The sequence below is a fragment of the Caulobacter sp. BK020 genome (assembly GCF_004342605.1).
In the GTDB taxonomy this organism is placed as follows: Bacteria; Pseudomonadota; Alphaproteobacteria; order Caulobacterales; family Caulobacteraceae; genus Caulobacter.
Genome location: NZ_SLZL01000017.1, coordinates 1 through 26,049 on the forward strand (window position 1 = coordinate 1; position 26,049 = coordinate 26,049).

At 65.7% G+C, this 26,049-nt stretch carries 21 protein-coding genes; 6 read left to right on the forward strand and 15 right to left on the reverse strand.

The annotated features are described in order from the left end of the window. Positions 1-89: 89 nt before the first annotated feature. The 6 genes from EV278_RS18400 to EV278_RS18425 form a co-directional block, all read right to left on the reverse strand. The gene (locus EV278_RS18400) at positions 90-1,046 is read right to left on the reverse strand and encodes a GDP-mannose 4,6-dehydratase (RefSeq protein WP_165916697.1); all 957 of its coding nucleotides are present in this window, start codon (positions 1,044-1,046) and stop codon (positions 90-92) included. Then, positions 1,046-2,026, reverse strand: a complete 981-nt coding sequence (locus tag EV278_RS18405; protein WP_132094756.1) for a GDP-mannose 4,6-dehydratase — start codon at positions 2,024-2,026, stop codon at positions 1,046-1,048. Before EV278_RS18405 ends, EV278_RS18400 begins: the two co-directional genes overlap by 1 nt. Positions 2,027-2,149: 123 nt before the next feature. Next, complete coding sequence (locus EV278_RS18410) at positions 2,150-3,421, reverse strand: glycosyltransferase (protein ID WP_132094758.1); 1,272 nt, start codon at positions 3,419-3,421, stop codon at positions 2,150-2,152. Further along, positions 3,418-4,992, reverse strand: a complete 1,575-nt coding sequence (locus tag EV278_RS18415) for a glycosyltransferase (RefSeq protein ID WP_132094760.1) — start codon at positions 4,990-4,992, stop codon at positions 3,418-3,420. The genes EV278_RS18410 and EV278_RS18415 overlap by 4 nt, the downstream gene beginning before the upstream one ends. Before the next feature lie 181 nt (positions 4,993-5,173). After that, on the reverse strand, positions 5,174-5,935 hold the full coding sequence (locus EV278_RS18420; protein ID WP_132094762.1) for an ABC transporter ATP-binding protein: 762 nt from the start codon (positions 5,933-5,935) through the stop codon (positions 5,174-5,176). A 9-nt stretch (positions 5,936-5,944) separates the two neighbouring features. Beyond that, positions 5,945-6,736, reverse strand: a complete 792-nt coding sequence (locus tag EV278_RS18425) for an ABC transporter permease (RefSeq protein WP_132094764.1) — start codon at positions 6,734-6,736, stop codon at positions 5,945-5,947. Between the two features lie 255 nt (positions 6,737-6,991). Between EV278_RS18425 and EV278_RS18430 the strand changes: the two genes are divergently transcribed. Genes EV278_RS18430 through EV278_RS18440 form a run of 3 tightly spaced genes read left to right on the forward strand, consistent with a single transcriptional unit; the run spans position 6,992 to position 10,730 of the window. Further along, positions 6,992-8,194, forward strand: a complete 1,203-nt coding sequence (locus EV278_RS18430) for a threonine ammonia-lyase (RefSeq protein ID WP_132094766.1) — start codon at positions 6,992-6,994, stop codon at positions 8,192-8,194. A 24-nt stretch (positions 8,195-8,218) separates the two neighbouring features. Beyond that, on the forward strand, positions 8,219-8,803 hold the full coding sequence (locus EV278_RS18435) for an NUDIX hydrolase (RefSeq protein WP_132094768.1): 585 nt from the start codon (positions 8,219-8,221) through the stop codon (positions 8,801-8,803). Between the two features lie 58 nt (positions 8,804-8,861). Next, complete coding sequence (locus EV278_RS18440; protein WP_132094770.1) at positions 8,862-10,730, forward strand: hypothetical protein; 1,869 nt, start codon at positions 8,862-8,864, stop codon at positions 10,728-10,730. A 72-nt stretch (positions 10,731-10,802) separates the two neighbouring features. On the opposite strand, the gene EV278_RS18445 is transcribed toward EV278_RS18440, so the two are convergent. Continuing rightward, positions 10,803-11,837, reverse strand: coding sequence for a class I SAM-dependent methyltransferase (locus EV278_RS18445; protein WP_132094772.1), 1,035 nt, complete (start codon positions 11,835-11,837; stop codon positions 10,803-10,805). A 241-nt stretch (positions 11,838-12,078) separates the two neighbouring features. Here EV278_RS18445 and EV278_RS18450 point away from each other — a divergent pair, with 241 nt between their 5' ends. Continuing rightward, entirely contained in the window at positions 12,079-13,692 is a 1,614-nt protein-coding gene (locus EV278_RS18450; RefSeq protein WP_132094774.1) for a hypothetical protein, read from the forward strand. On the opposite strand, the gene EV278_RS18455 is transcribed toward EV278_RS18450, so the two are convergent. From EV278_RS18455 to EV278_RS18485, 7 genes are all read right to left on the reverse strand, one after another. Next, positions 13,644-14,867 (reverse strand): FkbM family methyltransferase, encoded by a 1,224-nt coding sequence (locus tag EV278_RS18455; RefSeq protein WP_165916698.1) that lies wholly within the window; start codon positions 14,865-14,867, stop codon positions 13,644-13,646. The genes EV278_RS18450 and EV278_RS18455 overlap by 49 nt on opposite strands. An 84-nt stretch (positions 14,868-14,951) precedes the next feature. Continuing rightward, entirely contained in the window at positions 14,952-15,929 is a 978-nt protein-coding gene (locus tag EV278_RS18460; RefSeq protein ID WP_132094778.1) for an NAD(P)-dependent oxidoreductase, read from the reverse strand. Between the two features lie 72 nt (positions 15,930-16,001). Then, positions 16,002-16,817 (reverse strand): hypothetical protein, encoded by an 816-nt coding sequence (locus EV278_RS24650; RefSeq protein ID WP_132094780.1) that lies wholly within the window; start codon positions 16,815-16,817, stop codon positions 16,002-16,004. Then, positions 16,810-18,936 (reverse strand): hypothetical protein, encoded by a 2,127-nt coding sequence (locus tag EV278_RS18470; protein ID WP_132094782.1) that lies wholly within the window; start codon positions 18,934-18,936, stop codon positions 16,810-16,812. Before EV278_RS18470 ends, EV278_RS24650 begins: the two co-directional genes overlap by 8 nt. Positions 18,937-19,282: 346 nt before the next feature. Next, complete coding sequence (locus tag EV278_RS18475; RefSeq protein WP_132094784.1) at positions 19,283-21,481, reverse strand: glycosyltransferase; 2,199 nt, start codon at positions 21,479-21,481, stop codon at positions 19,283-19,285. A gap of 84 nt (positions 21,482-21,565) precedes the next feature. Then, positions 21,566-22,018: a hypothetical protein gene (locus EV278_RS18480; RefSeq protein WP_132094785.1), complete on the reverse strand. Its 453-nt coding sequence runs from the start codon at positions 22,016-22,018 to the stop codon at positions 21,566-21,568. 114 nt (positions 22,019-22,132) lie between these two features. Further along, on the reverse strand, positions 22,133-22,999 hold the full coding sequence (locus EV278_RS18485) for a UTP--glucose-1-phosphate uridylyltransferase (protein WP_132094787.1): 867 nt from the start codon (positions 22,997-22,999) through the stop codon (positions 22,133-22,135). 182 nt (positions 23,000-23,181) lie between these two features. Here EV278_RS18485 and EV278_RS18490 point away from each other — a divergent pair, with 182 nt between their 5' ends. Both EV278_RS18490 and argE read left to right on the forward strand, forming a co-directional pair. Continuing rightward, positions 23,182-23,697 (forward strand): FKBP-type peptidyl-prolyl cis-trans isomerase, encoded by a 516-nt coding sequence (locus tag EV278_RS18490; RefSeq protein ID WP_132094789.1) that lies wholly within the window; start codon positions 23,182-23,184, stop codon positions 23,695-23,697. An 83-nt stretch (positions 23,698-23,780) separates the two neighbouring features. Further along, positions 23,781-24,974, forward strand: a complete 1,194-nt coding sequence (argE, locus tag EV278_RS18495) for an acetylornithine deacetylase (RefSeq protein WP_132094791.1) — start codon at positions 23,781-23,783, stop codon at positions 24,972-24,974. Here argE and EV278_RS18500 read toward each other — a convergent pair. Then, positions 24,937-25,983 (reverse strand): glycosyltransferase family 2 protein, encoded by a 1,047-nt coding sequence (locus EV278_RS18500; protein WP_132094926.1) that lies wholly within the window; start codon positions 25,981-25,983, stop codon positions 24,937-24,939. The genes argE and EV278_RS18500 overlap by 38 nt on opposite strands. Positions 25,984-26,049 lie beyond the last annotated feature (66 nt).

The following is a 26,049-nucleotide window of genomic DNA, read 5'->3' on the forward strand; positions in this document are numbered from 1 at the left end:
CCACCGGCTTGCTCCTCAACGCCTTCCCACCAGAAGAATGCGCCAACTATCTCAGAAACTCAGGCTACGCCGCCTAATCTCAACAGGCTCTAGGCGCGGTTCCGCCATCCCTCAAGCACCGAAAGGATCGTCTCCCGGAACGACTTGGCGGGCCGCCAGCCCGTCGCGGCCGTCAAGGCCGCGTGCGAACCGGCCGCTCGCTGGACCGCCTGTGGACGCACGCGGGCGGGATCGATCTCGAACGAGATCGGTATGCGCGCGAATTCCATGAGCAGGTCGGCGATGTCGCGCACCGGCCGCGTCGTTCCCGAACACACGTTGAACACCGAGCGCGCCTCGAAGCTGTCGATGTTGTCGAGCACGCTGACATAGGCTTCGACCAGATCCCGGATGTCGCCGAAATCCCGTTCGGCCGAGAGGTCGCCAACCTTGATGACGGGCGGGCCCAGGCCCCGCTCCGCTCGGGCGACCTGCGCCGCGAACGAGGCGGCGACGAACCGTTCGTCCTGTCCCGGGCCCAAATGGTTGAACATGCGCAGGATCACCAGCCGCCCCCTGTCGCCCCACAGGTCGCGCAAGGCCATCTCGGCGGCGGCCTTGCTTCGTGCATAAGGGTTTTCAGGCTGCAGGGGCGCGTCTTCGTCCAGGGCCTGGCCCGCCAGGAACGAGCGTCCGTACGCCTCGCCGCTGCTCGCGAACACCAGGGATGCGTCCGGGGCGTCGTCGCGCAGGGCGTCGATCAGGCGCAACACGCCGACGACGTTGGTTTCCCAAACGCTTCGGGGCAAACCAAAAGCGCCCTGGACGCTGGACTGGGCGGCCAAGTGGATCACGTCCGTGGGCCGGAAAGCTCGCGTGACGGCGACGATGCTGTCGGTGGACGCCAGGTCCAGCCGGACCATATCGACGCCGTCCACCTGACCGGACGCCGCCGCGCCGAGAAGCGCGGCTTCGGGATAGGCCTGACGCAACCGCGCCACAAGCGCGCGACCGACGAAGCCGGACGCCCCTGTGACCAGGATGCGCCTGTCTTCGACCGCGCGCACTAGAGCCTCCGCCGATGCCGTTCCAGGTCGGCCTGGACCATTTCGGCGATCATGTCCGGGAAGGTTGTTTCGGCCTTCCAGCCCAGCTGAGCCACGGCCTTGGCGGGGTTGCCGAACAGAACGTCGACCTCGGCCGGACGCATGAACGCCTCGGCGACCTCGACGTGATCCTCGTAGTTCAGTTCCGCCGCTTCGAACGCCAACCGGCAAAGCTCGCGCACGGTGTACATCGTGCCGGTGGCCACGACGTAATCGTCGCTGGCGGGCTGCTGCAGCATCATCCACATAGCCTTGACGTAGTCCCTGGCGTGGCCCCAGTCGCGTTTGGCGTCCAGGTTGCCGAGCTGCACGGTCTTGGCCAGGCCCAGCTTGATGCGGGCCGCGGCGTCGGTGACCTTGCGGGTCACGAACTCCAGGCCGCGCAGTGGCGACTCGTGATTGAATAGGATGCCGCTGCTGGCGTGCAGGCCAAAGCTCTCGCGGTAGTTCACCGTCAGCCAGTGGCCGTAGAGCTTGGCCACGGCATAGGGGCTGCGCGGATAGAATGGCGTCTTCTCGCTTTGCTGCGGCTCCTGGATCATGCCGAACATCTCGGACGACGACGCCTGATAGAACCGGGCTTCCGGCGCCTCCAGGCGAACAGCCTCAAGGATGTTCGCCACGCCGTTCGCAGTCACTTGGCTGGTCAGGATCGGTTGCTGCCACGAGGACTTCACGAACGACTGGGCGGCCAGGTTGTACACTTCGTCCGGCTTCACTTCGCGAACGGTGCGGATCAGGCCTGAAAGATCGATCAGATTTCCGTCGTGGTACTGGACGTCGTTTTCAATACCGAGCCACTGAAGGCGATGTGCATGAACTTCCGAATGGCTGCTGCGGCGAACAAGACCGTGAACCGTATAACCCTTCTCAAGAAGAAGCTTGGAAAGGTAGGCGCCATCCTGGCCGGTTACACCGGTTATAAGTGCCGTACGAGCCATCTATAAAGTCCTATGCCCAGCTAGAATTTGAACGCGCGTCCTACCATTCGGGCAGGAGGCGCACAATGGTGAACGCCCGGCGAGAAAGCGCCTTCGGAACCCGATCCGACCGCGCTGGAGCGATCAGGGAGCCTTCTTCGGCCCGTCTGGATACGGCAGGGCCTCGATGGCGGCCTGGATCCCGCTGTCGAGCAGCACATGGTCCCAATAGAGCTTGTCGCGCGCCGCGCGGTCCCTGGCGCCCAACTTGAGCGGCGGACTGTTCATCACCTGGATCATCGCCTTGCGGAACGCCTTGGGCGTGTCCGCGACGACGACTCCCGGCGCGTCCCGGAAGGCCTCGCGCCCGCGCAGGGCGACGCTGGTCGTGATGACCCACTTGCCGGAGGCGATCGCTTCCGCGGACTTGAGATTGGTGCCGCCGCCAAACTCGATCGGCAGTAGGAAGACGTGCGCGGCGCGCTTGAGGTCCCAGAGCTGCTCGTCGTCGATATCCGAGATGAACTGCACACGCTCGCTGTTGCCGATCACGAAGCGCTGGTATTCGTCGCTGAAGAAAATGCCTTCGGACGCGCCGCCACATACCGCCATGGCCTTCTTCGGCGGCAGGAAGAAGAAGCCGCCGTCGGCGACGAGACGCCGGAAGCCTTCGATATTCGGCGGATAGGCGCTGCCGACGAAGAACATGAACTTGTCGCCGCCAAACAGCTTTCGCCGCAGCGACTCGCCGGCCGGCGCGGCCTTGCCGGCCTCTCCCGTCGGATTCTCCGCGGGGGGCCTGGGGGTGCCGTTGGATGCGACCAGCACCTTCGAGCGTTGCGTCAAGCCGGCATAGATTTTGGCGTCCGCAGTCGAAACGGCGATCACCAGAGACGCAGCCCGGACGAGTTCGGTTTCCATGGCCTCGATACCGGCGCGAAGCGCCGCAGCCTTGGCCGCCGCCATCCCGGCTCGCTTGAGAATGCTTTCCTTCAGCGGCCCTTCCCAGTTGTGGGACGAGTACACGATCTGGACGCCGTCGAGCTTTCCCTCGCTTCGCATGCGCTTGATCAGCGGCCACAGAAAGGGATGCTCAAGTTGCACGACGTCGGGCTGGAGCCGGGCGACGACCTGGCAGAAATGCGCGTAGGCCGCGGGGGTTTCCGCCGCGAACGTCCCGGACGCGACATCGCCCATGAAGGGCAGACCCTGCCAGCGCACGTCCACATGGTCGAGCTTGATATCGTCCGGGCCAACGTCCGCGGGGCCGTAAGCCGGGGACTCGTAGACGGCCGAATAGTGATAGTCGTAGCCGAAGCCGCGATAGAAGTCGGCGATCGCGGCGACACGGAACTGTCCGCCATGGCGTGGGCGGCGGATCGGATAGGTCGAGAGCCCCAGCACGCGCCGTTTCATGACTTCACCAGCCCTTCCAGGGCGCGAAAGAATTCGTCGCTGGCGCGCTCCCAGCTAATCGGTCGATAGCGCTCGCGGATGGCCTGCCGATGGGCGGCCAGCAGCTGGGGCTCCGAGAAGAAGCGGACGATCTCTTCGGACCAGCCGGCGATGTCGATCGGATCCTTGTAGACCACCAGCTGCTCGCCCACCTCCGGCAACGAACCCGCGGGGCTGACGATGCAAGGCAGGCCGTGGCTGAGCATTTCGGCCAAGGGCAGGCCGTAACCTTCGTAGCGCGAGGGGAACAGGCCGAAATCGGCGCCCTTGTAGAGCGCGTCCAGCATCGCGTCGCTGACGCCCTCCATCAGGACGATGCTGTCCTTGGTGTGCGGGTTGGTGCGGATCTCGTGCATCAGCTCGCTAGTGTTCCAGCCCGCACGGCCCACAAAGACCAGACGGCATGTTTCGGCGTCGATCCTGCCTTGCCGTACGGCGTGATCCCAGGCTTCGTAGAGCGCTCGGTGGTTCTTGCGGGGCTCGATGGTCGATACGAAGATCGCGTACCGCTTCCCCGTCAGCGCTTCGGGCAGCGTGGCCTGGACCTTGCTGGGCGGCAGGTCGCCGCCGAGCGGGAAATGCCGCATGGCCAGCGGCTGCATGCCGTTCTCGGCGCAATAGGCCAGCGCGTCCTCTTGCGTCTTGCGCGAGATGCACATGCCAAAGTCGGCGGTCCAAAACAGCTCGCCGAAATAGTCGGTCAGCAGGTTGACGTAGTGCGGGACCACGTACTGGGGAAGGTTCAGCGGGATCAGGTCGTACAGAATGGCGGCGTAGCGGAAGCCGTGCTCCCCCTTGAGCCTGTAGATCGCACGAAGGTCCTTGTGCTCCCAGTCCAGGCCGCCCGAGATGACGACGAGGTCCGGGGCCAGCTTCAGTTCGCCGGCCGCCAAATCCGCCAGCTTCACCCGCTTGGCTCCGGCCTCGACCGGACGGCGCTGGCGCGCCTCCTCGGCCCGGATCTGCGAGATCTGGCTCAAGGACAGCGACCGCCCTCTCAGGCGCTGGAACGCCTGGTAGAGGCGGGGATTTCCGATGAGATATTCGCGACCGATCTGCCGGAAGGTCATGCTGGGCGCGCCGGTGGCCGCGCGCAGGGCCAGCGTCTGTTCGATCGAGACTTTCCGTCCCCTCAGGGCCTGCAGGACGGAAAACAGCCTCGGGCGATTGAGCAGGTGGGCCCGGACCTGCGTCCTGAGCTCCAGGTCGGCCAGGCGCTGGGTCTCGCCCGGCTCGAAATCGACGTTCAACCGCCCTTCGACAATCGCCATCGCCGTCGTCGGGTCGATCGTCCGGAACGCCTTGGCATGCAGGTCGTACAGGCAATACTGGAGTCGGTCGCCCAGGTGTTCCTGCGCGCGCCGGGCCAGTTCGCGCTCAACCCGCACGATGCCGACCGCTACGCCGCTCCAGCGGGCCGAGGTCGACAGATCGAACGCGAAGCGCGTTCCCGGCTTCGCCGCCGGACGTCTGGAAGCGGCTGCTCGCGACTTGGACGCGCCCGCGGCCCCGGTCTTGGCGGCGTCGGCCATGCGTCAGCCTCGCAGGATCGGTGAAGACGCCAGATCGCGTCCCGCCCGGTCGCGATCGGCGAGGAAGGCCTCGGACGGCCGGCCGGTATCGATCATCGCTACGCGCATAAGTCGGCTTCCCGCCCCCCTTGAACCCACTTCAGTCTCGCGCTTGGCATCGCCGTTCACCCCCCGGCGCCGGTCAGGCCGAAAGCGGTTGGGCTCCGTCGGCGATCCATTGCACCCATTCGGCTGTCGTGCCGAAAAAGCCGACCTTGCCCCCCCCAAGAGCGCAAACCTTATTGCAGACATCGCGCGCCATATGGAAGTCGTGGGTCGCGACCACCACGATCTTCGCACGGTCGATAAACTCGGTCATCCGCGCACGCGCCTGTTCCTGGAAGTCGGCGTCGCCCGCGCTGAGCCACTCGTCCATGATCACGACGTCGGCCTCGAAGGCGGTGGTCACGGCGAACATCAGTCGCGCCACCATGCCCAGTGAGTAGGTGCGAACCGGCAAGTGGATGAACTGGGCGAGGCCCGAGCATTCGACGATGTCGTCCAGCTTGGCCTGGATGGCCTTGCGCGAGACCATACGCATGCGGCCCATATGGTAGACGTTCTGAAGGCCGGTGGCGTCGTAGTCCAGGCCCGCCCCGATCGAGATCGTCGTCGCAACGCTGCCGTCGACCCGGATCTGGCCCGCCGTCGGCTCGTAGACGCCGGCCAGCACCTTCAGGAGCGTGGTCTTGCCCGACCCGTTGTGGCCGACCAGCGCCAGGCGGTCGCCTTCCTGCAGCTTGAAGCTGATGTTGGACAGGGCGCGAACGATGGTCACGTCCTGGTTGTTGTACATCTGGCCACCGATCTTGCGCGCGAACATCGCGCTGCGCAGAGACTTCGCTCTGACGGAGTAGACCGGATAATCGAGCGTGACGCCGCTAAGCTCTACGGAATGGCTCATGGTCGTGCCTTACAGCCAGAAAATGACGCGCTTGCGAAAAGCAGCGATCAGAACATAGGTCACGACGAAGGCCCCGCCGGTCCAGCCCACGCCCCAGGTCCAGTCGGTCAGTCGGGGCGCGTGACCCAGCAGGGGTTCGCGAATCAACGCGACGAGATGGGTGAACGGATTGTACTCGACGACCATGCCGCGGATGCCGTGCATCTTGCCGGGATGCCAGAAGATCGGGGTCAGGAAGAACAGCATCTGGATCACGAAGCCGATGCCCAGACCGATGTCGCGGAATCGCGTCGAGGGGATGGCGACCACGAAGCCCGCCACCAGCGTGGCGATGAAGGTCAGGGGCAACGCGAGGATCAGGGTCCAAGATGGAATCGCCGCCAGACCCAGCACCAGCAGGACCGCCCAATAGGTCAGCAGCTGCGCCAGAAAGTTCACCAGGACACGAAAGATCGCAAGCCAGGCATAGAACGACAGCGGCAAGCGTTGCACCTGCATGATGCCCGCCCCGTTCACGAACATGTTGGCGCCCTCGGCGATGCCGGTGCCCACCAGACCCCAGGCGAGAATGCCGGCCAGGACGTAAGGAAAATTCTCCCGCCAGGGCGTGCCCATCATTGCGCCGAATACGAAGCTCAGAGCAAAGCCCATCGTGAGCAGCGTAGTTGACAGCCAGAATGGGCCTAACAGCGTTCGCCGAAAACGACCGACCGTTTGTTCCCAACCCAGCGCTCCCCAAAGAGGAGCAAGACGAACACCTTCCACCAGATCTTTACCAGCGGCCTTCAAGGCTTGCGACATTTCTCAATTCGGCCCGATACTTTGTTGCGATTGGCCACGCGGGTAGCGAGTGTTCGCTGGCCCGTCGCGTCTAGGGACTCGGCGCGGACAAGTCAACGACAACTCGATTTGCGCCTCCGTGGCGACGCAATGCGGCGGTTCGTCGCGGCTGTTCACGCACAAACTCGGCAAAATTGAGCCTGACTGCTGTGCGAAGGGCGCAAACCGACTATCAACCGCCCAGGCCTTCCGTTCAGCTTCCCGAAGATCGGCTTCATGACCCTCGATATCACCGCTATCCGCGCCGCCGCCAACCGCCTCGTCGGCCAGATCGAGCGCACCCCCTGCCGGTACTCCAAGACGCTTTCGAAGATCACGGGAGCCGAAGTCTGGGTCAAGTTCGAGAACCTGCAGTTCACCGCCGCCTACAAGGAGCGCGGCGCGCTGAACAAGCTGATGCTGCTGTCGAATTCCGAAAAGGCTCGGGGCGTCATCGCCGCCAGCGCCGGCAACCATGCCCAGGGCCTGGCCTATCACGGCGCGCGCCTCGGTGTGCCGGTCACCATCGTCATGCCCAAGACCACCCCGTTCGTGAAGGTCCAGCACACTCGCGACTTCGGGGCCACCGTGATCATCGAAGGCGAAACCTATGACGACGCGTCGGCCCACGCGCGAAAGCTGCAGGCCGAGCAGGATCTGACCTTCGTCCATCCGTTCGACGACTACGACATCATGGCTGGCCAAGGCACCATCGCCTTGGAAATGCTGGAAGACGCGCCCGACCTTGAGATCCTGCCGGTGCCCATCGGCGGCGGCGGCCTGATCAGCGGCGTGGCCACGGCCGCCAAGGCGGTCAAGCCCGACATCCGCGTGATCGGCTGCGAGCCGGCCATGTATCCGTCCTTCACCGCCAGGATGCGCGGCGTCGCGGCCCACTGCGGCGGCCAGACCATCGCCGAGGGCGTGGCGGTCAAGCAGGTGGGCGAACTGACCTACGGCGTCGCCCGGCCGCTGCTGGACGACGTGCTGCTGCTGGAGGAGCCGCATATCGAACAGGCCGTCGCCCTGTACTGCAACGTCGAGAAGACCATCGCCGAGGGCGCCGGGGCGGCTTCGCTGGCCGCCTTGCTGGCCTATCCCGAACGATTCCGGGGCCGGAAATGCGGCCTGATCCTGTGCGGGGGCAACATCGACACCCGCCTGCTGGCCTCGGTCCTGACCCGCGAACTGGTGCGCGCCCAGCGCCTGGTGTCCCTGCGGATCGTCGGCGACGACCGTCCGGGGCTGCTGTCCACCGTCTCGCACGTGATCGGCGCCATGGGCGCCAACATCATCGAAGTCAACCACAACCGCCTGGCCCTGGACGTGCCCGCCAAGGGCGCGGAGTTCGACATCACGATCGAAACCCGCGACGCTCAGCACACCCAGGAGGTGATGGATGCGTTGCGGGAAAAAGGCTACCCGCCCCGCGCGGTATGACCCGCCGCCTCCCGCGAGAAGCCGATGGACGAATCCGATCCCGAAGTGAACGTCGTAGCACGCCGGACGCGCCCCTTCTCGCCGTGGCTGCAGATCGACGAGATCGACGTGCGGATGCCGGGTTCCGACCGGGTGGAGACCTATCACGGCGTCCGGCAGGCCGACGCCGTGAGCGTCCTGGCCATGACGACGGCAGGAGAGTTCCTGCTCGTACGACAGTACCGGCCGGTGATCGACGCCTGGACCTGGGAACTACCGGCGGGCGCCGTCGATGAAGGCGAGACGCCGGCTGAAGCGGGCGCACGCGAACTGAGGGAAGAAACCGGGTTCCAAATCACGCGCATGATCCCGGTGGGCGTCACCCACGAGGATCCGCCGCGTCGGACGAACAAGCTGTTCGGTTTCTTCGCCACCGTCGAACCGACGCGCGACCGCCCCGAGACGGGCATGCGAACCCGGCTCGTCTCGGGCCGAGCGCTGCGCGCCCTCGCGGCGTCCGGCGAGCTGGCGGTGCCCAGCCAAGTGGCGCTCGTCTGGCAAGCGGGGCTTAACGACGATGTTCGCGCCTTCCTCGGCGCGCAGGGCCATCTCGAACCGCCCTGGTTCTGAATCCCGATCCCGGGAAAATCCCTTCGAACCCTTGCGCGCCAAGCTGTTGCGAGAAAGATTGCGGGCCATGACCTCGAAGCCTTCACCGCCGAAAGGCGCGGCCACGCGACCGCGCTCGATCTCCGCTGGCGGCAAGCGCGCGCGAGCGGCCAAAGCCGGGTCGGCGACCTCCGGAGCCGTCGCCGGAATCGACCGGAACGATCCCGGCCGGCCGCCGCCGATCTTCGTCCATTCCAGCTTCCGCACGTCCAGCACCTGGCTCTGGACCCGGTTTCGGGCGGCGGAGAACACCGTCGCCTACTGCGAGATCTTCCATGAGCTCCTGGCCGAGCTGAGCGTGGACCAGATTCCATCGATCAGCCCGAACAGCTGGCTTTCCCGTCATCCGCCGAGCTCGCCCTATTTCATCGAGTTCTTCGATCTCCTCGAACCGCGCGGCGGCGCGCGGAATTTCTCGGCCGCCTTCGCCTTCGAAACCTTCGTGCCGCGTGAAGGCCCGCGGGGCGACCTGAGCCAGGCCGAACTGGACTATGTGAAGACCCTGATCGAGAATCCGGCCGATCCGGCGCGGGTCGCGGTGCTGACCGACAACCGCACCCTAGGTCGTTGCGTCGGGCTGAAGCGGCGTTTCGGCGGCCTTCATCTGCTGGCCTACCGCAATCTGTTCCATCAGTGGAACTCGTATTCCAACCAGCACCGCGAACAAAACCGCTACTTCCTCGACACGATCAAGTACACGATCGAATACGCCGAACACATCGAGTTTTTTCGGAAGCTGAAAGACTTTCTGCATTTGCGGACCGAGGTCTTCGACGGCGATTGGATCGAGCACTGCGACTACGACGACATCTTCGTCGCGTTCGTGGCGACGCACCTGTACTTCTACATGGCGATGTTCGATGCGATCGACGTCGTCGTGGACGTCAATCGCCTGACCGGGGACAGGGCCTACGCCGAAGCCATCGAGGCGACGATCGCCGCACGGGGCGGGATCCGAATCGATCTGTCCAGCGCGCGAGCCAATATCGAAGCCCCGCTTCGCCCCGTGAGCGATCCGGCGGGCGTCCGGTTCAAGATCGAGACCTTTTTCAAGTACGCGACGCGGGAGGTGCAACCTTCCTCGCAAGCCGAGGCCTTCGCGCGCCGCCTCGTCGACGAGATGTGGGCCGAGCACGCCAGGTTCACCTTCTATACACGATCGCTGTTCGCCGCCGCGGACTCGGCCTCGCCAGCGAGCAAGCTCGACCAAGGCCTCCTGGAGGAAGCCCGCGCCCTTCTGGCGGCGAAGTCCGCCGACGCCGACACCGCCCTGGAGCGGCTGCGCGGCCTGCAGGAGGAACTCGACACCGTTCGGGACGCGGCTCAACGCATGGTGTCGGAGGCGGACCAGCGCCACCAGGCCGCCCTGGCGGCGCAGCGAGACGAGGCCGGCCGCCTGCGAGTCGAGGCCGCCCGGGAAAAGAGCCATAACGACGACTTGTCAGCGCGCCTCGCAGCCCTGGAAGTCGAGCTGCGGCACGAGGCCGCCTTCAACGCCAAGCTCGTCTCCAGCGTGGACGTCCTGCGCCAGGCGTTCGGGGCCGTCGAGCGGGAGGTCGGCTTGCGTGGAATCCACGCAGATCAAGGCGTGTCGCCGGAAATCGCCAGCGTGGCGAACGACGCCGACGCCCAGGTCCGGGCCATGATCGCGACGATCGAGGACCTGGCCATGATCCTGGGTCGGGAGCGCGAGACCTTGGCCGACCTTGAGGCGCGTAAGACCCGCGACAACGCGCGCATCATGCAGCTGCTGGCGCGGCGGCGCGTCCTGCTCGACCAGCGCGACGCGGTTCTCGATCTGGTGAGGGCCGCTCGCACCCGCCACCAGGTCGTCGCATCCCTGGCGAGCCGCACCGTCGAGCGGCCGGGCGACCGGTCGAAGCAATGACGCGGGCGCCCGTCCGTCGCCGGCGATGGCGTTGAGACAGGCGCCGAAAGCCGCAAGGGACCGGGGGCGGACTCAGAGCCGTGGGTTGACCCAGTACTGGCAGCCGTCGCGGACGATGTGGGTCACCGAGAGGTCGTCGCTGTCCTGTCGAACTTCGCAGGGCTGATAGATCGCGTTGCGCCAGCCGGCCTTGCTGAGCCTGTCCCAGAGCGTGAAATCGGTTTGGCGGTCATGCGTCGCCGCCATCAGCGAGCGCGCCTTGAGGGTCGTCAGATCGACCTCGGCCAACATCGCCGCCTCCTCGCCGCCCGTCGTAAGAACCAGAAGATCCAGCTCCGGCTCCAGCGCCATGACCTCGCCCAGCGTGATCGTCTCGACCGCCCGCCACCCGTCGGCGGGCGGGGCCTTGACCGGCCTGGCGGTCGAACGATGGCCAAACTCGAGAGACGGGTGGGCCAGCATGGGGTGCTGGGCGGCCTGGGCGCCAGGCACGACCGCCGCCTCGACCAGGGTGACGACGGAGGCGTCGAACCCGTTGTCGCTCAAATGGCGCTTCATCGATGCGCACAGTTCCGGAGCCGGCTCCACGCCGATCAGACGCAGGTCGCCCAGGCCCTTGCGACGCGCGGCGCGACCGGCGACGGCCAGCCACGGCCCCCAGCCCGCGCCGATTTCGGCCACGGCGAAACGCCCCCGCCCGCGATCGACGGCGTCCTTGACCGCCCCCAGCACCGACAGCCACTCCGGCAGGCTGCCGAACAGATTGCCCAGCACCGGCGCCATTTCGAGTTGACCGTTCCGCTCCAACGCCCAGGCCAGCAGGCTGGTATGGGTGATGCCGCCCATGAAGTCGGTGACGAAGCCTTCGACGCCGACCGCCTCCGGATCGGCGAACTCGGCCATCAAGGCGACGTCGAGTCCCGGACAGATCGGAGCGCCGAGCCGCAGTTGAAATTCCAGCGTATGGATGAAACTCGAGACCAGGGCCGTGCGGGAAGGATACTGCATCGCCCGTGCGATCATCGCCTGGGGATACTCCGGCTCCCGTCCCAGGAGCATGCGATAGCAGAGATAGACGTCCTCGGGCGTTGATCTCCGCTCGGCCATGCCGGTCTCCAAATCGAGTGATACACTGGAGCCACCTTCGGGACCTCGCGGAGCCGGTTGCGACCGAACGCGCCAGATCAAGGAAGCGGCTGGGAATGCCTTCATACCGCATCACCTTCACCGATCAACCGATCGCCGAAGGTGATTCCGCGCTCGGAATCCTGGAAGGTCTGTCACCAAGTTGTCATGGCCCGGCGTACAAGATATGCAACGTCCAGGCGCAGCTTCGGCGTGCTGCGGGATGAGCACCAATTATATGACTTTTGGATCTTCTACGGTACATTTACACGCAGGGTTTCGTACAGGAAGCACGCTGGCATGGTCTTCTTCGAACAAAGATCCGGATAATTTTGCCTTCTATGAGCCTCTTCATGAAAGGCTCGCCGACCTCGCTCCAGGCGAACAATGGAATCTGGATGACAGTATTTCCGATATTTTGGGAAACGACAGCGATGTGGACATGTTTTCCTGCTACGCTCCAATCCTTAACGGGATGAACGGCGTCAAGAATTTTCGCAAGTCTTTCTCTTACGAGCGCTACTTTTTAGACCCACTGGAGGGTAACAACGCGCTCGCCCACTATCTTAGGTCGTTAGAGCTATTCGCTCGCAGCCGCAGGAAGCGCCCGGTTCTGAAATATGTCCGCAGCCAGGGTAGAATCGCCTGGATCAAGCGGACCTGCGGCGGCGTACATTTCGCGCTTGCCCGGGCCTGTTTCGACCAGTTCCGCTCCTACGTCTGGAACGGCAATCGGGGGAACCTCTATTTCCTCGCCGCCACGTGCGAGATCTTCGCCAAGAACGTCTCGGTCTTCGACGCGGAGCTCGCCGCCAAACTGGTGCGGATCGAGGCGTTCTTCAGCACGAACGCCGCCGAGGAGCAGGCCCATTATCAGCGGATCGCGGCGGGGCTGACGCTGCAGCAGCTCTATTTTGTCCACGCCTATCTGTGGAAGCGCCAATTCAGGCATGCGCTCGAGGCGGCGGACGCCGTCTTCAGCATCTATGCGCCGCCCGAGCGCCTCGCCGAATTCGACGCGTTCTCGGCCAATCACGACATTAAGCTCGATCTTTCCACCGCCCGGCTATCACGCGCGGAGAGCGACCTGCGCCACGACGAACGCTTCGCACGTCTTGAGGCCCTGGCGGACTATTGCCTCTGGGACGCGGGTCACGTGCGTCCGCTGAAGGCCGGAGGGGGCGCCGCGCGTTTCCTCGACGCTGGACTGGAGGCCGAAGCCGAGGCGGCCGCACGGCTTTCCACCCATGGACCGTTCGAACGCTATTCGCCGATGGAGCTGTTGTCGGCCCTGAGCGACCGCGCTCTGAAGCCCGCCCCCCCGGAACCCTGCGGCAGCAGCGCCTTCGGCGCCGTGCCGATCCAACCGCCGCTCCTGACCGTTCCTCACCGCCTGACCGGCGACGATGACGACATCCTGCGCGTCGATGCCCGGGCCATGTACGTCGCCCCCGGCGCGGCGCTACGCCGTGATCCCCTTTCCCAGACTGACGCGATCGTCTCGTCCCAATCGGCGAAATCCCTGATCGGGTTCGGCCCACACTGGTCGCTGCCGCGTGGATCTTACGAAGTGGCGATGAGCTACCACGCCACGCCGCGCCCTGGGGCCGGGCAAGCGTCGGCCGAAATCGACATCGTCGCCGACTACGGAAACATCATCGTACAGGAACCGGTCGAGCTGGAACTCAAAGGGCCGGCCGTCCAGACGCTGAGGTTCGAAGCCCGCAAGCTCCTTCCCGCCTTCGAGGTCCGGGTGACCGCGACCGACGCGGAGATCCACCTGTTCGGCTACATCGTTCGCCGGTTGCCTGACGGCGCCGCGTCTCGCCCCGCCTGAAAAGACGTCCCGGCGCCGGCGAGCGGGATGGACGGAGCCTCGACGACCACCACGGCCTGGCTGGCGCTGATCCCGCCGCGGGGCCCGAACCACGACACGTTCTCCTCCAGAAGATCGACCACCAAGAGGTAAGATCCCGGCCTGTCGGGGGCCCTGACGACGATGTCGAGCTTCACCATCTGGTTCACGCCGATCTCTCGGTCCAGATAGGTTCGGATCCCGTCCCAGACCGCCGCCTTGCCGGACATGTGCAGCCAGTGATAGCTCACCGCGATCGGCGCCCCCTGCGCTCCGAGACGACCGACGGGTTCGTGGAGAAAGTTGGCCACCGTCACGGCAAGCCGCGTCGACTGCTCGCAGATCATGGCGTCGAGGCCCTCGGCCTGAACCAGAACATTGTCAAATCTTACCGGCGATGAGTGCAGGCTTTTGGCCTTCAGGTAGGGCGAGAGCCGGGTGAGCTCGCCTCGCCCTTGCACCGCCGACGGATAGCGGTCGACCGCGACCAGCCAGTCGCGCAACATCGACAGGCTGTGCCGTACACCGCATGCCCGATCCATCCAGATCGAGTTATAGCCGATGAATCCGACGTTCACGAAGTCGTTGTCGTCGAGGTAGGTGTGCTTGCCGATCGTCGCCTGGACATCCCAATAATATTCTTCGGTGACGATGATTTTCGGCCTGAACTTTCTCAGATCCAGGCCGAGGAGGACGTTGTAGTCCCAACTTTCCGTGTCGATCTTCAGAATACCGATCTCGGAGGGAAAGTCCTGTTCCTCCAGAAGAGCGGTCAGGGTCTTCACCGTAACCATTTCAAACTGAGCCGAACGGACACGATCCATCCACGGATCGGAAGTCGAGTTCAGCGTGGAGACTTCGGAGCCCGGCCCGTCGAGACCGATGAACAGCTTGAGTTCTCCAGGCTCGTTGGAGCAGGCGCACTGAACTACGCTCGCGTTCGGGTGCGCGGAGAACTTTTTTCGGAGCGATTCGACGCAGCGTTCCTGGGGATCGACGATCAAGGACCGCCATCCCTTGGCGACATACGGCGATGAGATTTCCGCCTCGAGGTTGCCGCCGACATCCACGATGCATCGCGGGAGGTCGATCTCGATCGACCCGAGAAACTGGAGAATCTGGTGTTCTTCCAGTTTCTCGATAATGGCCTTGTCCATTCCGGGCCTCATCAATGCTGACTGGCCCCCCCGAATGTCCGTTGGCGGCCGGCTGGAGTTGCCGACCGCCGATAGATAACGCGCCTAGCCGCCGAGCAATCGCGCCTGATAGGCCACGCCGCGCGCGACGCCCTCCTCGAACGAGATCGACGGCTTCAGGCCCAGCTTGGTCTGCAGGGCGGTGTCGCCAACCCGGGCGAACACGCCCTCGGGCTTGTCGGAAGTACCGATGACCACCGGGTCGTAGCCGGCGGCGTTGGCGGCGATCTTGGCGAATTCCTTGAACGTGGTCTTGCGGCCCGTCGACAGGTTGATCGCGTCGCCGTTGCTGACCAGGTCCATCGACTCCATCACGAAGCGGATCGCGTCGCTGATGTGGATGAAGTCGCGGGACTGATCCCCCGTTCCCCACACGGTCAAGGTCTCCTGGCCGCGGAACTCCAGGGCGCGCTTGCAGATGCTGGGGAAGGGATAGGTCAGGTCCTGATCTTCGCCATAGCCCGAGAACGGACGATAACAGACCATGTCGAGGTCGTAGCTCTTGTGCGCCAGGCGAGCCAGATACTCGCCCGTCAGCTTCGCCCAGCCGTAGGACAGGTCGGGCATGCCCAGCTTGGTGTCGAAATCGATCATGTCTTCCGACAGCAGATGGGCGTTGTCACGCGTCTGCAGCGAAATCGGATAGGCGGCCGACGACGAGAAGAACACGTTCTTCTTCGGACGCGTGCGCAACGCCCAGCGGAAGAAATCGGCGTCGATGGCCAGATCCTCGGCCACGGCGAGAGGATCGTACTCGATCATCAGGCGACCGCCGACCATGGCGGCCAGATGGAAGGCGTAGTCGAACCTCTCATCGCGACGGAAATAGTCGCGGCAATCCTCCTCGACCCAGGTGAAGCCGTCATAGCTTCGCGGATCATACAGCGGCCAGTGCTCGGGACGCAGCCCTCCTGTGCGCGGCACGATCGGATCTACGCAGACGACCTCCCAGCCACGCTCAAGCAATGCATGGCAAAGATGCCGGCCGACAAATCCGGCTCCGCCGGTAACCAAGGCTCTCAATCGTCTCTCCTTCGCGTTCGAAATGCATGTTGCCGGCGCGAACCGTTCGGCCTCTCCTTCGGGCCGATCGCTTTATCGCGCGCCGCGTCGGAGTCCGACACGGGCCAGCGCGCGACTGGCGAACCGCACCGGCTTGGTCAGACGCCAGGACATCGAGGCGTGAATGGCCGCGACCGTCTCGCGCTCGCGATGCTCCAGTTCCTGTTGGCGATGCTCCAGGTCGCGCAGGCGCCCCTCCAACGCATCGCCCCGGGCGACCTCGTCGGCCAGCCGCTGGCGCGCCTCCATGCCTTCCACCATCGTCGCGAACTGACGCTCGGTATGGTCGACGATCTTCTGGGTTTCGCGCCGCATCACCTCAAGCATGCCGGCGATCTTGCTCTCCAGAATGTCGCGATGGGCCTGGGTGCCCCGCAGGTCCTCCAGATGCTTGGCGCCGGCCGCCTGCTCGACCGCCAGCTGGGCCTGAAGGTCCTCCACCCGCCGCGTCAGGCTGGCGACATCGTCCTGGGCGAACCGCAGGTGCTGCATCCGCTCGGTATGGTCCATGATCTTGGTCATCTCGGCTTCCGAGACTTTGATCATGTCGCGGATCTTCTCCTCAAGAGTGTCGCGCTCGCGCCGCAGCGTTTCGATCTGGACCCGGGCGGAACCGAGATCGGCGCCCAGGCGGGACCGTTCCTCGTCCAGGCGACCTTGCTCGTAACGAGCCGCCGCGAGGTCCTCGCCCATCCGGCGCATCTGGTCCTCACTGGCCGACAGCTCCTGGCGCAGTTCCTGGAGAATGTCCGAACCCTGCCGGTCGGCGCTTTCCCCGGCGATCAATCGATCGAGTTCCGCCTCGTCCGCGATCGATGGAGCCGAGCCCGCATCCAAAACCTTACTCATGACGCTGACCCACGAAGATCATTTCCAAGTCGGGATTGATATAGCTCGCCGCGGTCGAGATGTTGCTGACGATGTGGAACAGGACGTTGCACTGGGCTAGCGAATAGCAGTCGGCGATCACCTCGGCCGCCATGGTCGAGGACCAATTGGCCGGATCTGCGGCGGTCAGGTGCTGAATCTGGTGGCCTTCGCGCATTTTTTCCCGGGTGTCGAGCCCGGCGAACTGCTGGTCGTCGGCCATCGAGGTGCGCTTGACGTCGGTGTCGACATGCAGCCGGGGCCCGAACCGTCGACGCATTTCGGCGACCGTCGATTCCTGGTCCGTGGCCAGGAAGATTTGCGGATTGGCGATGCCTCGTTCGGCGATGTAGGCGTCGATCGCCCGCACGTAGGTCTCGATATGCGACAGCTGCGCGCCCGGCTGCTCGATCGCGTGGCTGGGGTGGCGGATATGCACCGCGATGCGATGTCCGTCGCCGAGCATCGCCATGTTGCGATCGATCCGTTCCTGGATCGCGGCCACGGGCTTGATGTGCTCCGAGACCCGGGCGTTATACCATCGGCGCCAGCGCTGGAACTCCGGCATCTGGTAGAGCCGGTAGGCGTGGATATAGGTCAGCCAAGGCTCGCGCTTCTCGTTGAAGTCGTCCGCCACGAACGCCCCGTCGTAGAGCGTCTCGGTGTCGTTGTAGATCGAGACGTCGGCGACATCGGGAGACGGCTGGAACAGCTTCAGCCAAGCGTTGCCTTCCGACGGCGCGGCGTAGCAGAAGCTCGTGAAGCCGGAGAGACCGTAATATTCCTGGATCGCCGAGGCCCGCCAGTCGGGCAGGACCAGGCGGGATTCGTCGATGTCCTTTTCCCAGACCAGGTACGAGGCGTAGCGGTTGAACAGCGAGAAGAAGCCGCCGTCATTGCCGATCACCACGACCTTGCCGGCCGAACGGTTCAACAGCTGCGGATTGCGGGCTGAACGGCAGGCCGCTTCGTGGACCAGCGCCGAGCGCTGGTAGAAGGCCTCGTCCGGCGAGGCCATGCCCAACGGCGTCAGGCTGTCGGGGCCGCCGCGAATGCTGACGTTGTCGGGCTTGACGGTCGCCAGATACAGCGGGCGAAGCTTCTCCACCGACCAGGCCTCGGCGACGCGCCGATTGGCCACGGCCCGGGCGGCGAACGCGTCCCGCTCGGCGTAGACCTGCTGGAAGGCCCTCTTCACGTCGATCAGGTGCGGCACGTACTGCAGGCCGATGAAGCGCTCGTTGATTTGGGGATACAGCGCCGGGACGGGAATTTCGGCGCGGACGAACTGCACGGAATCGATCCCGAGCAAGTCCTGGTGGGCGAAATTGTCCGTCAGGATCAACGGCTTACCCATGGCCACGGCTTCCCGCGCGGGGATCGAGTACCCCTCGCCGCGGGAGATGTTGATCATGCAGTCGATGTCTTCGACGAAGCGCAGGTAGGCCGCTTCGTCGATGTTGCCGCGGACGATCTTGATGTTCGTGCCGACGTATTTCTGAGCGAAGGCGGCGGCTTCCTCCTCGGGCAGCAGCGTGTAGCTCAACTTCAGCCGCAGGACGACATCGGGATTGTCCAGTCCGAAGGCCGCCTCGAACGCCTCGACCATCAGGTGCACGTTCTTGCGGAAATCGTAGGCGCCGACCGCGCCGAACACGTAGGGCTTGCCGATCGGCTTGGGCTTGGTGGCGAAGAACCGCGCCAGATCCAGACCCAGCGGCAGGGTGAAGATCGGTTTGCAGGCGCCGCTGTGCCTGAACACCGGCGCGAGGAACGACGACGTCACGAGCACGGCGTCGAAGTGGCCGTTGATGATCCGGATCCACTCCGGCGGCACCTGAGTGGAGTCGAAGACCGTATAGCAGAATTTCAGCTTGGCCGCTGGGCACTTCTCATAGTTGCGGTCGCCGACGCCGTTCCAGAGCACGTCCGTAAAAATGGCGATGTCGCCCGGCGCGGCTTGCCCTTCGGCCTCGGTGATCTTGACCACGTCGCTCGAAACGACGTCATCCCCCTCCTCGGGGCGGGTGTTGACGAAGCGCACGGTCAGGCCCGGCTGCCCCTGCAGCGCCATCAGCCAGGCGTGGGTGAGACGCCCCATGCCGGTGTGTGAGTTTCCCTTGCCGACAATGGTCACCGTCAGGGGCTTCTCCGACGATCGACCGAACATAGATTTCAAAGACACTGCGCCACACCCTCGCCCATTGTTTTTCGATCCGCCAACGGCGGGCCATGCGCGAAGCGCCGTCGTCGGAATCCCCCCGACACGCGCCAGCCTCTTCGCTACAAGCCCCCCGCGACGCTCCCGACGCCACGCCGCCATCAGCGGACGGTTGCGTTCGGGCTCCTCTCCGGGTGGAACGATATGAACTACGGGGCGGCCCGAGTAAACTGGCTCCGCGGTCGGAAATTCAATTCACGCCAAACACTTGCAAGGCTAACGCCCGTTAGGCGGACCCACCGTCGGAAATGAGTTGCCCTGGCCGACAGAAGATCAGCTCGCAGTTGGGGTTCATGTAGGATACGGCGGTCGAGACGTTGCTGACGACATGAAGCATAGAGTCACATCGCGACAACATCACCGCGTCGCGAATGACTTGACGGGCCAGATCGGCAGACCATGTAGCCGTGGACGCCGCCATCAAATGCTGCACCTGGTGGCCCTGCACGTGGCGCAGGGCGTCGCCGCCGGCGCTCAGCCGCAGGTCGTCCTCCTCGCGCGTGCGCTCGACGCCTTCGAAGAAGCAGACCTGGCCTCCGAACTCGGCCTTGAAGCGCCGCACGACGCTCTCCTGGTCGGTCGCCAGGAAGATTCGCCAATCCGGCGCGCCCCGACGGTCCAGGCCCTTCTGGGCGATCTGCGCCTTGAGCGCGTCCACATAGCTGTCGGTGTGGGCCATGACCGCGCCGGGCTGTTCGATCGAATGGCTCGGATGCCGCACGTGCGCGCCCAGCAGCACGCCGTCCCCCGGCAGGTCGGCGGCGAACCGGTCGATCTCGGCGGCGAGATCGGGCGCCAGCCGGATATGGTCGCGATACACCCGGTTGTACTGCCGGCGGAAATTGCGGAACCACGGCGTCTTGTAGAGGCGGTAAGCGTGGACATAGGTCAGCAGCGGCTCGCGCGCCTCGTTGAACGGATAGTCGGGCGGCCCGGCGTTCGCATACAGCAGCGCGCCGTCGTTCATGTCGTCGACGGACAAGTCGAACAGCGGCTCGAAGAAGCGGGTCCAGACGTTGCCGTCCTCAGGTCGCCCATAACAGAAGCTGGTCGCCGGCGCGCCTTTCTGCCGTTCGAGAAAGCGCCCCACATCCCAGTCCGGCAGGGTCCGGTGGCAGCGTTCGTCGCGCAGATCCCAGGCCAGGTGCGTGAAGTAGGTGTTGAAGATCGAGAAGAAGCCGCCGTCGTGGGCCTGGATGACCCGCGCGCGCTGATGGCTCAGCCCGCCGCGCTCGGCCAGGCCCCGCGCGATGCGCTGCTTGAAGGCCGCCGGGATTGAGACATGCTCGGCGACCGGCGCCGAACGACGGAACGAGCGGATTCCTGGTTCCAGCAGCTCGGCGACGGTGGTCGACATGCGGCTGAACGACAGCGAACCGGCATAGGCCCGCCGGGCGACCCGGCTTTCCCTGTCCAGATCCGCCTCGACGAAGTCCAGCGCCGCCTTGAGCGTCCTGGCGGCGTCATCGACCAGGACGCCGCGCTGCTCGCCGAAGACCCGGTTGTCGATCTCGACATAGCGGGCCGGCAGCCGCAGATGGGCCGGAGCCAGGAAGACGCCGGGCACGCCGGCCAGGTCGCTGTGACCTCCCACGTCGGACAGGGCCAGGACCTTGCCCAGGGCCAGCGCTTCGCGCGGGCCGATCGAATAGCCTTCACCGCGCGAGAAGTTGGCGAAGACGTCGAACGACTCGATCAGGGCCGTCTTTTCTTCGACCGACAGATTGCCGGTCGAGATCACCACGTTGGTCAGGCCCATGGCCTGTACTTGCAGGCGGAGCTGGTCGACGGTGTCGGCGAAGTTCAGGTTCGAATGCAGGACCAGTTCGACGTCGTCCCGGCGGCCGAACACCTTGGCGAAGGCGGCGACCAGGACCTCCGCGCCCTTGCGCGGGTGGAAGGCGGCCACCGATCCGACCCTCAGCTTGTCGGAATACTTCCGGAAAGGCCGGCGCAGCAGGGGTTCCAGGTCGAGCGGCGGCGGAACCACCGCGGAAGGAATCTCCACGCCGCCGCTGGTCAGCAGTTCCTGGATATGCGGGCTCGTGCAGACGGCCGCGTCGAAATGGTTGTTGAGCGTCCGAACCCATTCGGGGGGCAGGGCGTCGGAATCGAACACCACCGAGGCCAGGCGCAGACCCGACTGGGGAACCAGGGTGTAATTGTGGTCGTAGGCGCCGTTCCACAGCACGTCGACGAAGATCGACGCCTTGACGTCCTGGCCCTTCCAGACCGGGATCGACCGCCCGCTGGGCAGGACGATCGCGTCCCGCGTTCGCAGGTCCGGTTCGGTCGGCAGGATGCAGACCGGAAAATTGCGCGCCAGGGCCTCGCACCAGGCGTAGGTCAGCGTGCCGATTCCCGTCTCGAACCAGCACCGGCCGACGATGCAGATCTCCGCGTTCAAATTGCTCTGCTGGACCATGCTCGACCTGAATCTTGGAATCGACCTGGATCGCGATCGCCCGACGGCGCGGTCCAGGAGAAAAGGGTGACCGCCTCGGACGGATCAGGGCCTGGCGCGGAACGCTTCGAGCTCGGCCTCGGCCCGGGTCGCCCGTTCCTCGACGCGGCTGACCCAGCTTTCCAGCGAGCGAATGTAGGAGGCGTTCAGCAGAGCGGCGTTCTCCAGCTCGGCCAGCCGCGACTGCGCGCCGGTCGCCGGCTCTCCCTCGCGCGGCCGCGCTTCGAGGTAGGCGATCTGTCCGACAAGGCCCTGACGCTCGGCCGCCAGCCATGCGCTCTGGCGCTCGCTTTCGAAAAGTTCCTGCTGATAGGCTTCGAGTTGCAAGCGGACCAGGGCCAGCTCGGCCTCGGCGCGCTGCGCACGGTCCCGGGCCTCGCTATAGGCGGCCTCCAGGCTCGCGCCGGTCAGCTTGTCGGCGGCGGCCTCGACCTTGGACGCCCGCTTCCGGCGACTGGCCGGCGCGCGTTCCGCCGCGGATTTGGCGATCGTATCCATGGAATCTCCGAGCCTTTGCGCGATCCCGCACGCCGAGGCTCACGGGACCGCATCGAAGGCTGGTGCAATAGTTCGCCCGTTCTGGGCAAGATGCAATCTGCGGAGAGGGGGGCTCTACAACAGGCCCTGGATCATCGCGCGCGCCGCGTCGCCGAGATCCGGACGCTTGAGCGCCAGGGCGACATTGGCCCGCAGCAGGCCGATCTTGTCGCCGCAATCATAGGTCTCGCCCTCGTATTCCAGGGCGTGGAAGTCCTGGCTTTCCAACAGGGTCAGCATCGAGTCGGTCAGCTGGATCTCGCCGCCGGCGCCCTTGCCCTGCTTTTCGAGCAGGTCGAAGATTTCCGGCTGAAGGATGTAGCGGCCCGAGATGAACAGGTTCGAGGGCTCGGTCCCCTTCGGCGGCTTCTCGACCATGCCGGTCATGCGGTTCAGACGGCCGTCCTGGCCGTCGAGGGCCACGATGCCGTACTGGTGGGCCATGCCCTCCGGGGCCGGCTCGACCACGACGATGTTGCCGCCCTTCTGGTCGTAGGCCTCGATCGCCTGAGCCAGGGCAGGCTTGGAGGCCGACATCACCATGTCGGGCAGCATCACCGCGAACGGCTCGTCGCCGACGATGTCGCGGGCGCACCACACGGCGTGGCCCAGGCCCAGCGGGGCCATCTGGCGCACGAAGCTCATCTCGCCCGGGCGGGGCAGCTCGTCGCGCAGCTCCTTGAGCAGGGCCGTCTTGCCCTTGGCTTCCAGCGCCGCCTCCAGTTCGACCTGGTGGTCGAAATAGTCCTCGATCGCGCCCTTGTTGCGCCCCGTCACGAAGACGAAGTGCTCGATGCCCGCGGCGCGGCCTTCCTCGATAATGTACGACAGGATCGGCCGGTCGACGACGTTGAGCAGTTCTTTCGGCGTCGTCTTGGTGCCGGGCAGGACCCGGGTGCCGAAGCCCGCGACGGGGAGGACGGCTTTGCGGACGGGTTTCATGAAGGCCTCGTGAGCGGTCACTGATGCCGACGGTTTCTAGGGCGCGACGCGGTCGGGCGCCACCACTGTTCTGTGACTGCGCGTCTCAAACTCCGGCCAAGCTTGCGGTTGCCGAAAATCGGCGCGCGGGCGAGCGCGAATTGGTCTAGCACGGACGAATGTTCGCCGGAGCCCGTCGCCCCATGGTCCGCCCCCTCGGTTTCACCCTTGCCGCCGTTCTCGCCACGGCCCTGGCCCTGTCCGCCTGCGGCCCCAGCAAGAAGCAGCAGGAAAGTCTGGCCGCCGCCCAGGCGTTCCTGGCCCAGAACGCCAAGCAGCCGGGCGTCGTCACCCTGGCCGACGGCCTTCAGTACAAGGTCGTCCGCTCGGGCCCACCCGGCGGCGCCAAGCCGGCGCCTACCGACGAGGTCAAGGTCAATTACGAGGGCAAGCTGGTCGACGGCACGGTGTTCGACAGCTCCTACGAACGTGGCGTGCCCGCCTCGTTCCCGCTGCAGGGCCTGGTGCCGGCCTGGAAGGAGGCCCTGGTCATGATGCGTCCGGGCGACGAATGGACCCTCTATGTGCCGCCGGAACTGGGCTACGGGGCCGAGGACAAGGGTCCGATCCCCGGCAACAGCGTGATGATCTTCCGCATCGAGCTGATCGACGTCCTGGCCTCGAAGATCCAGGCGCCCAAGGAACGCGCGCCGGCTTGAGTCCCGCGGGCATGGAACGCGAAGCGAGGCGTTCCGGATCGAGCCCCGTAGGCGCGCGCGCCGGCGCAGGCTAGGTTCAGGCCATGGTCGCCCCTATCGAAGTCGCCTCCTCCGAAGTCCTAGCCGCCCGCGCGGTCGACATCCTCGCCACCCTGGTGGCCTTCGACACCACGTCGCGCCGGTCCAACCTGGCCCTGGTCGAATGGGTCGAGGCGTATCTGTCCGACCTTGGCGTCGCCTCGCGGCGGGTGCCCAACGCCGACGGGACCAAGAGCAATCTCCTGGCCAGCATCGGTCCGGCGATCCCGGGCGGTGTCGTGCTGTCGGGCCACACCGACGTCGTGCCGGTCGACGGCCAGCCCTGGACCAGCGATCCGTTCGTCCTGACGCGGCGTGATGGCCGGCTCTACGGCCGGGGAACCTGCGACATGAAGGGCTTCCTGGCTCTGACCCTGGCTGCCGCCCCCGAGCTGGCCAAGGCGACCCTCGACCGCCCCGTCCACCTGGCCTTCTCCTATGACGAGGAGGTCGGCTGCCTGGGCGCGCCGGACATGATCGCGGTGATCGCCGACGAACTGCCCCGCCCCGCCCTGGTGGTGGTCGGCGAGCCCACCGACATGGTCGCCGTGCGCGGTCACAAGGGCATCGCCAGCTTCCGGGTCACGGTCACCGGTCGCGAGGCCCATTCCAGCCTGACCCATCTGGGCGTCTCGGCCAACATGGTCGCCATCAAGCTGATGAACCATCTGGTCGAGCTGTCCGAGCGGCTGGAGCGCGAGGCCGATCCGGACTCGCCGTTCACCCCCAAGGGCGCTACCCTGACCATTGGCCAGGTCAACGGCGGCACGGCGGTCAACATCCTGGCCCGCGAGTGCGTGTTCGTCTTCGACCTGCGCGTCCCGGCGGGTTTGGAGCCCAGGGCGATTCTGGCCGACTTCTTCGCCCTGGCGCAGGCGCTGGACGCTCAGGTCAAGGCCAGGGCCCCGGAAGGGGGCGTCGTGGTCGAGACCCGCTCGATGACCCCCGCCTTCGCCCCCGAGGTCGACGGCGCCGCCGAGACCTTCGCCCGTCGCATCGCCGGCGACAACGGCCCGCCGCGCGTCGTGCCCTACGCCGCCGAGGCCGGCCAGTTCCAGGGGGCCGGATTCTCGACCGTGATCTGCGGCCCCGGCTCGATCGACCAAGCCCACCAGCCCGACGAATATGTCGAGCTCAGCCAGATGGAGCGCGGCGCGGCCTTCATGCGGCGGCTGATCGAGGAGCTTTCGGCGAGGTGACGGTCGAGGGTCGGTGGCGGCGGATAACGATCCGCCGGCCGACAAAGGCCACGGGGTCGAAGGCCATGGCCCGCAGGATGTCCCAGGAGCTGACCCTGCGCGTCGCCTGCAGCTCGCGCCGCGACGCCAGGATCAGCTCCAGGGCCTGGCGCTGGAAGGCGGCCGCGATCCCACGCACCACCGGCGTGGCGTCGCCCCGCCGCCAGTGCAGCAGCAGCAGGCCCGCCGTCACCCCCACATGTAGCGGCGCGGTGAGCCATAGCAGCAGCGGCGGGGTGTTCTTGAGGAAGGTCCAGATCCGGTTGCGCGAGCCGTGGAAGATCGCGAAGTCCGACCGCACCCCGGTGCTGGCCGAGCCCACGTGCTCAACCACCGCCCCCGGCAGCAGCAGGGTCGGCTCGCCAGCCAGCCGCAGGCGATAGCCCAGGTCGACGTCCTCGCAATAACAGAAGAACCGCTCGTCGAAGCCGCCCAGGCCCCGGAACAGGTCGCGGTCGATCAGCGTCGCCGCCCCACAGGCCGAGAACACCTCGCCCTCTGGCAGACCCGGCGGCAGCCGTCGGCGATAGCCGCCCCGGAATGGGATTCCGGCCGAGGTCATCACGTCGCCCGCTCCATCCATCAGACCCGGCTCGTCGGCCACCATCTGCAGCGAGGTGAAGCAGCGCACCTCTGGGTGGCGCAAGGCTCCGTCCATCAAGGCCGCCAACCAGTCGCGCGCCGGATAGGCGTCGGGGTTGAGCAGCACCAGCCAGCGCCCCCTGGCCTCCCGCGCCGCCAGGTTGTTGCCCGCCGCGAAGCCGAGATTGGCCTTGGGCTCAAGGAAGCGAATCGACGGATCGGCCTTCGCGGCGGCTTGGGGCGCGCCGTCGGTAGAGGCGTTGTCGACCAGCAGAATCTCGAAATCCCGAAAGCTCTGGCCCCTCAGGCCGTCCAGACATCGCGCCAAGGTCGGGCCGCTCTGGTAGGCGACGATAAGGATGCTGACGAGAGGCGGCGGCGAGCCCATGAACACGACTGTCTATTGAACGGGAACAGAAAGACTGGCTAACACAGCCCGACCGCCCCGGGGTAC

What these genes read in the sequence shown, in the direction of transcription:
- EV278_RS18415 (WP_132094760.1), bottom strand. Translation starts at nt 4,992, where the DNA reads ATGGCCGACGCCGCCAAGACCGGGGCCGCGGGCGCGTCCAAGTCGCGA.
- EV278_RS18455 (WP_165916698.1), bottom strand. Translation starts at nt 14,867, where the DNA reads ATGGACAAGGCCATTATCGAGAAACTGGAAGAACACCAGATTCTCCAG.
- EV278_RS18435 (WP_132094768.1), top strand. Translation starts at nt 8,219, where the DNA reads ATGGACGAATCCGATCCCGAAGTGAACGTCGTAGCACGCCGGACGCGC.
- EV278_RS18430 (WP_132094766.1), top strand. Translation starts at nt 6,992, where the DNA reads ATGACCCTCGATATCACCGCTATCCGCGCCGCCGCCAACCGCCTCGTC.
- EV278_RS18490 (WP_132094789.1), top strand. Translation starts at nt 23,182, where the DNA reads ATGGTCCGCCCCCTCGGTTTCACCCTTGCCGCCGTTCTCGCCACGGCC.
- EV278_RS18450 (WP_132094774.1), top strand. Translation starts at nt 12,079, where the DNA reads ATGAGCACCAATTATATGACTTTTGGATCTTCTACGGTACATTTACAC.
- EV278_RS18475 (WP_132094784.1), bottom strand. Translation starts at nt 21,481, where the DNA reads ATGGTCCAGCAGAGCAATTTGAACGCGGAGATCTGCATCGTCGGCCGG.
- EV278_RS18500 (WP_132094926.1), bottom strand. Translation starts at nt 25,983, where the DNA reads ATGGGCTCGCCGCCGCCTCTCGTCAGCATCCTTATCGTCGCCTACCAG.
- EV278_RS18485 (WP_132094787.1), bottom strand. Translation starts at nt 22,999, where the DNA reads ATGAAACCCGTCCGCAAAGCCGTCCTCCCCGTCGCGGGCTTCGGCACC.
- EV278_RS24650 (WP_132094780.1), bottom strand. Translation starts at nt 16,817, where the DNA reads ATGAGTAAGGTTTTGGATGCGGGCTCGGCTCCATCGATCGCGGACGAG.
- EV278_RS18405 (WP_132094756.1), bottom strand. Translation starts at nt 2,026, where the DNA reads ATGGCTCGTACGGCACTTATAACCGGTGTAACCGGCCAGGATGGCGCC.
- argE (WP_132094791.1), top strand. Translation starts at nt 23,781, where the DNA reads ATGGTCGCCCCTATCGAAGTCGCCTCCTCCGAAGTCCTAGCCGCCCGC.
- EV278_RS18420 (WP_132094762.1), bottom strand. Translation starts at nt 5,935, where the DNA reads ATGAGCCATTCCGTAGAGCTTAGCGGCGTCACGCTCGATTATCCGGTC.
- EV278_RS18445 (WP_132094772.1), bottom strand. Translation starts at nt 11,837, where the DNA reads ATGGCCGAGCGGAGATCAACGCCCGAGGACGTCTATCTCTGCTATCGC.
- EV278_RS18470 (WP_132094782.1), bottom strand. Translation starts at nt 18,936, where the DNA reads ATGGGGCGTCTCACCCACGCCTGGCTGATGGCGCTGCAGGGGCAGCCG.
- EV278_RS18480 (WP_132094785.1), bottom strand. Translation starts at nt 22,018, where the DNA reads ATGGATACGATCGCCAAATCCGCGGCGGAACGCGCGCCGGCCAGTCGC.
- EV278_RS18425 (WP_132094764.1), bottom strand. Translation starts at nt 6,736, where the DNA reads ATGTCGCAAGCCTTGAAGGCCGCTGGTAAAGATCTGGTGGAAGGTGTT.
- EV278_RS18410 (WP_132094758.1), bottom strand. Translation starts at nt 3,421, where the DNA reads ATGAAACGGCGCGTGCTGGGGCTCTCGACCTATCCGATCCGCCGCCCA.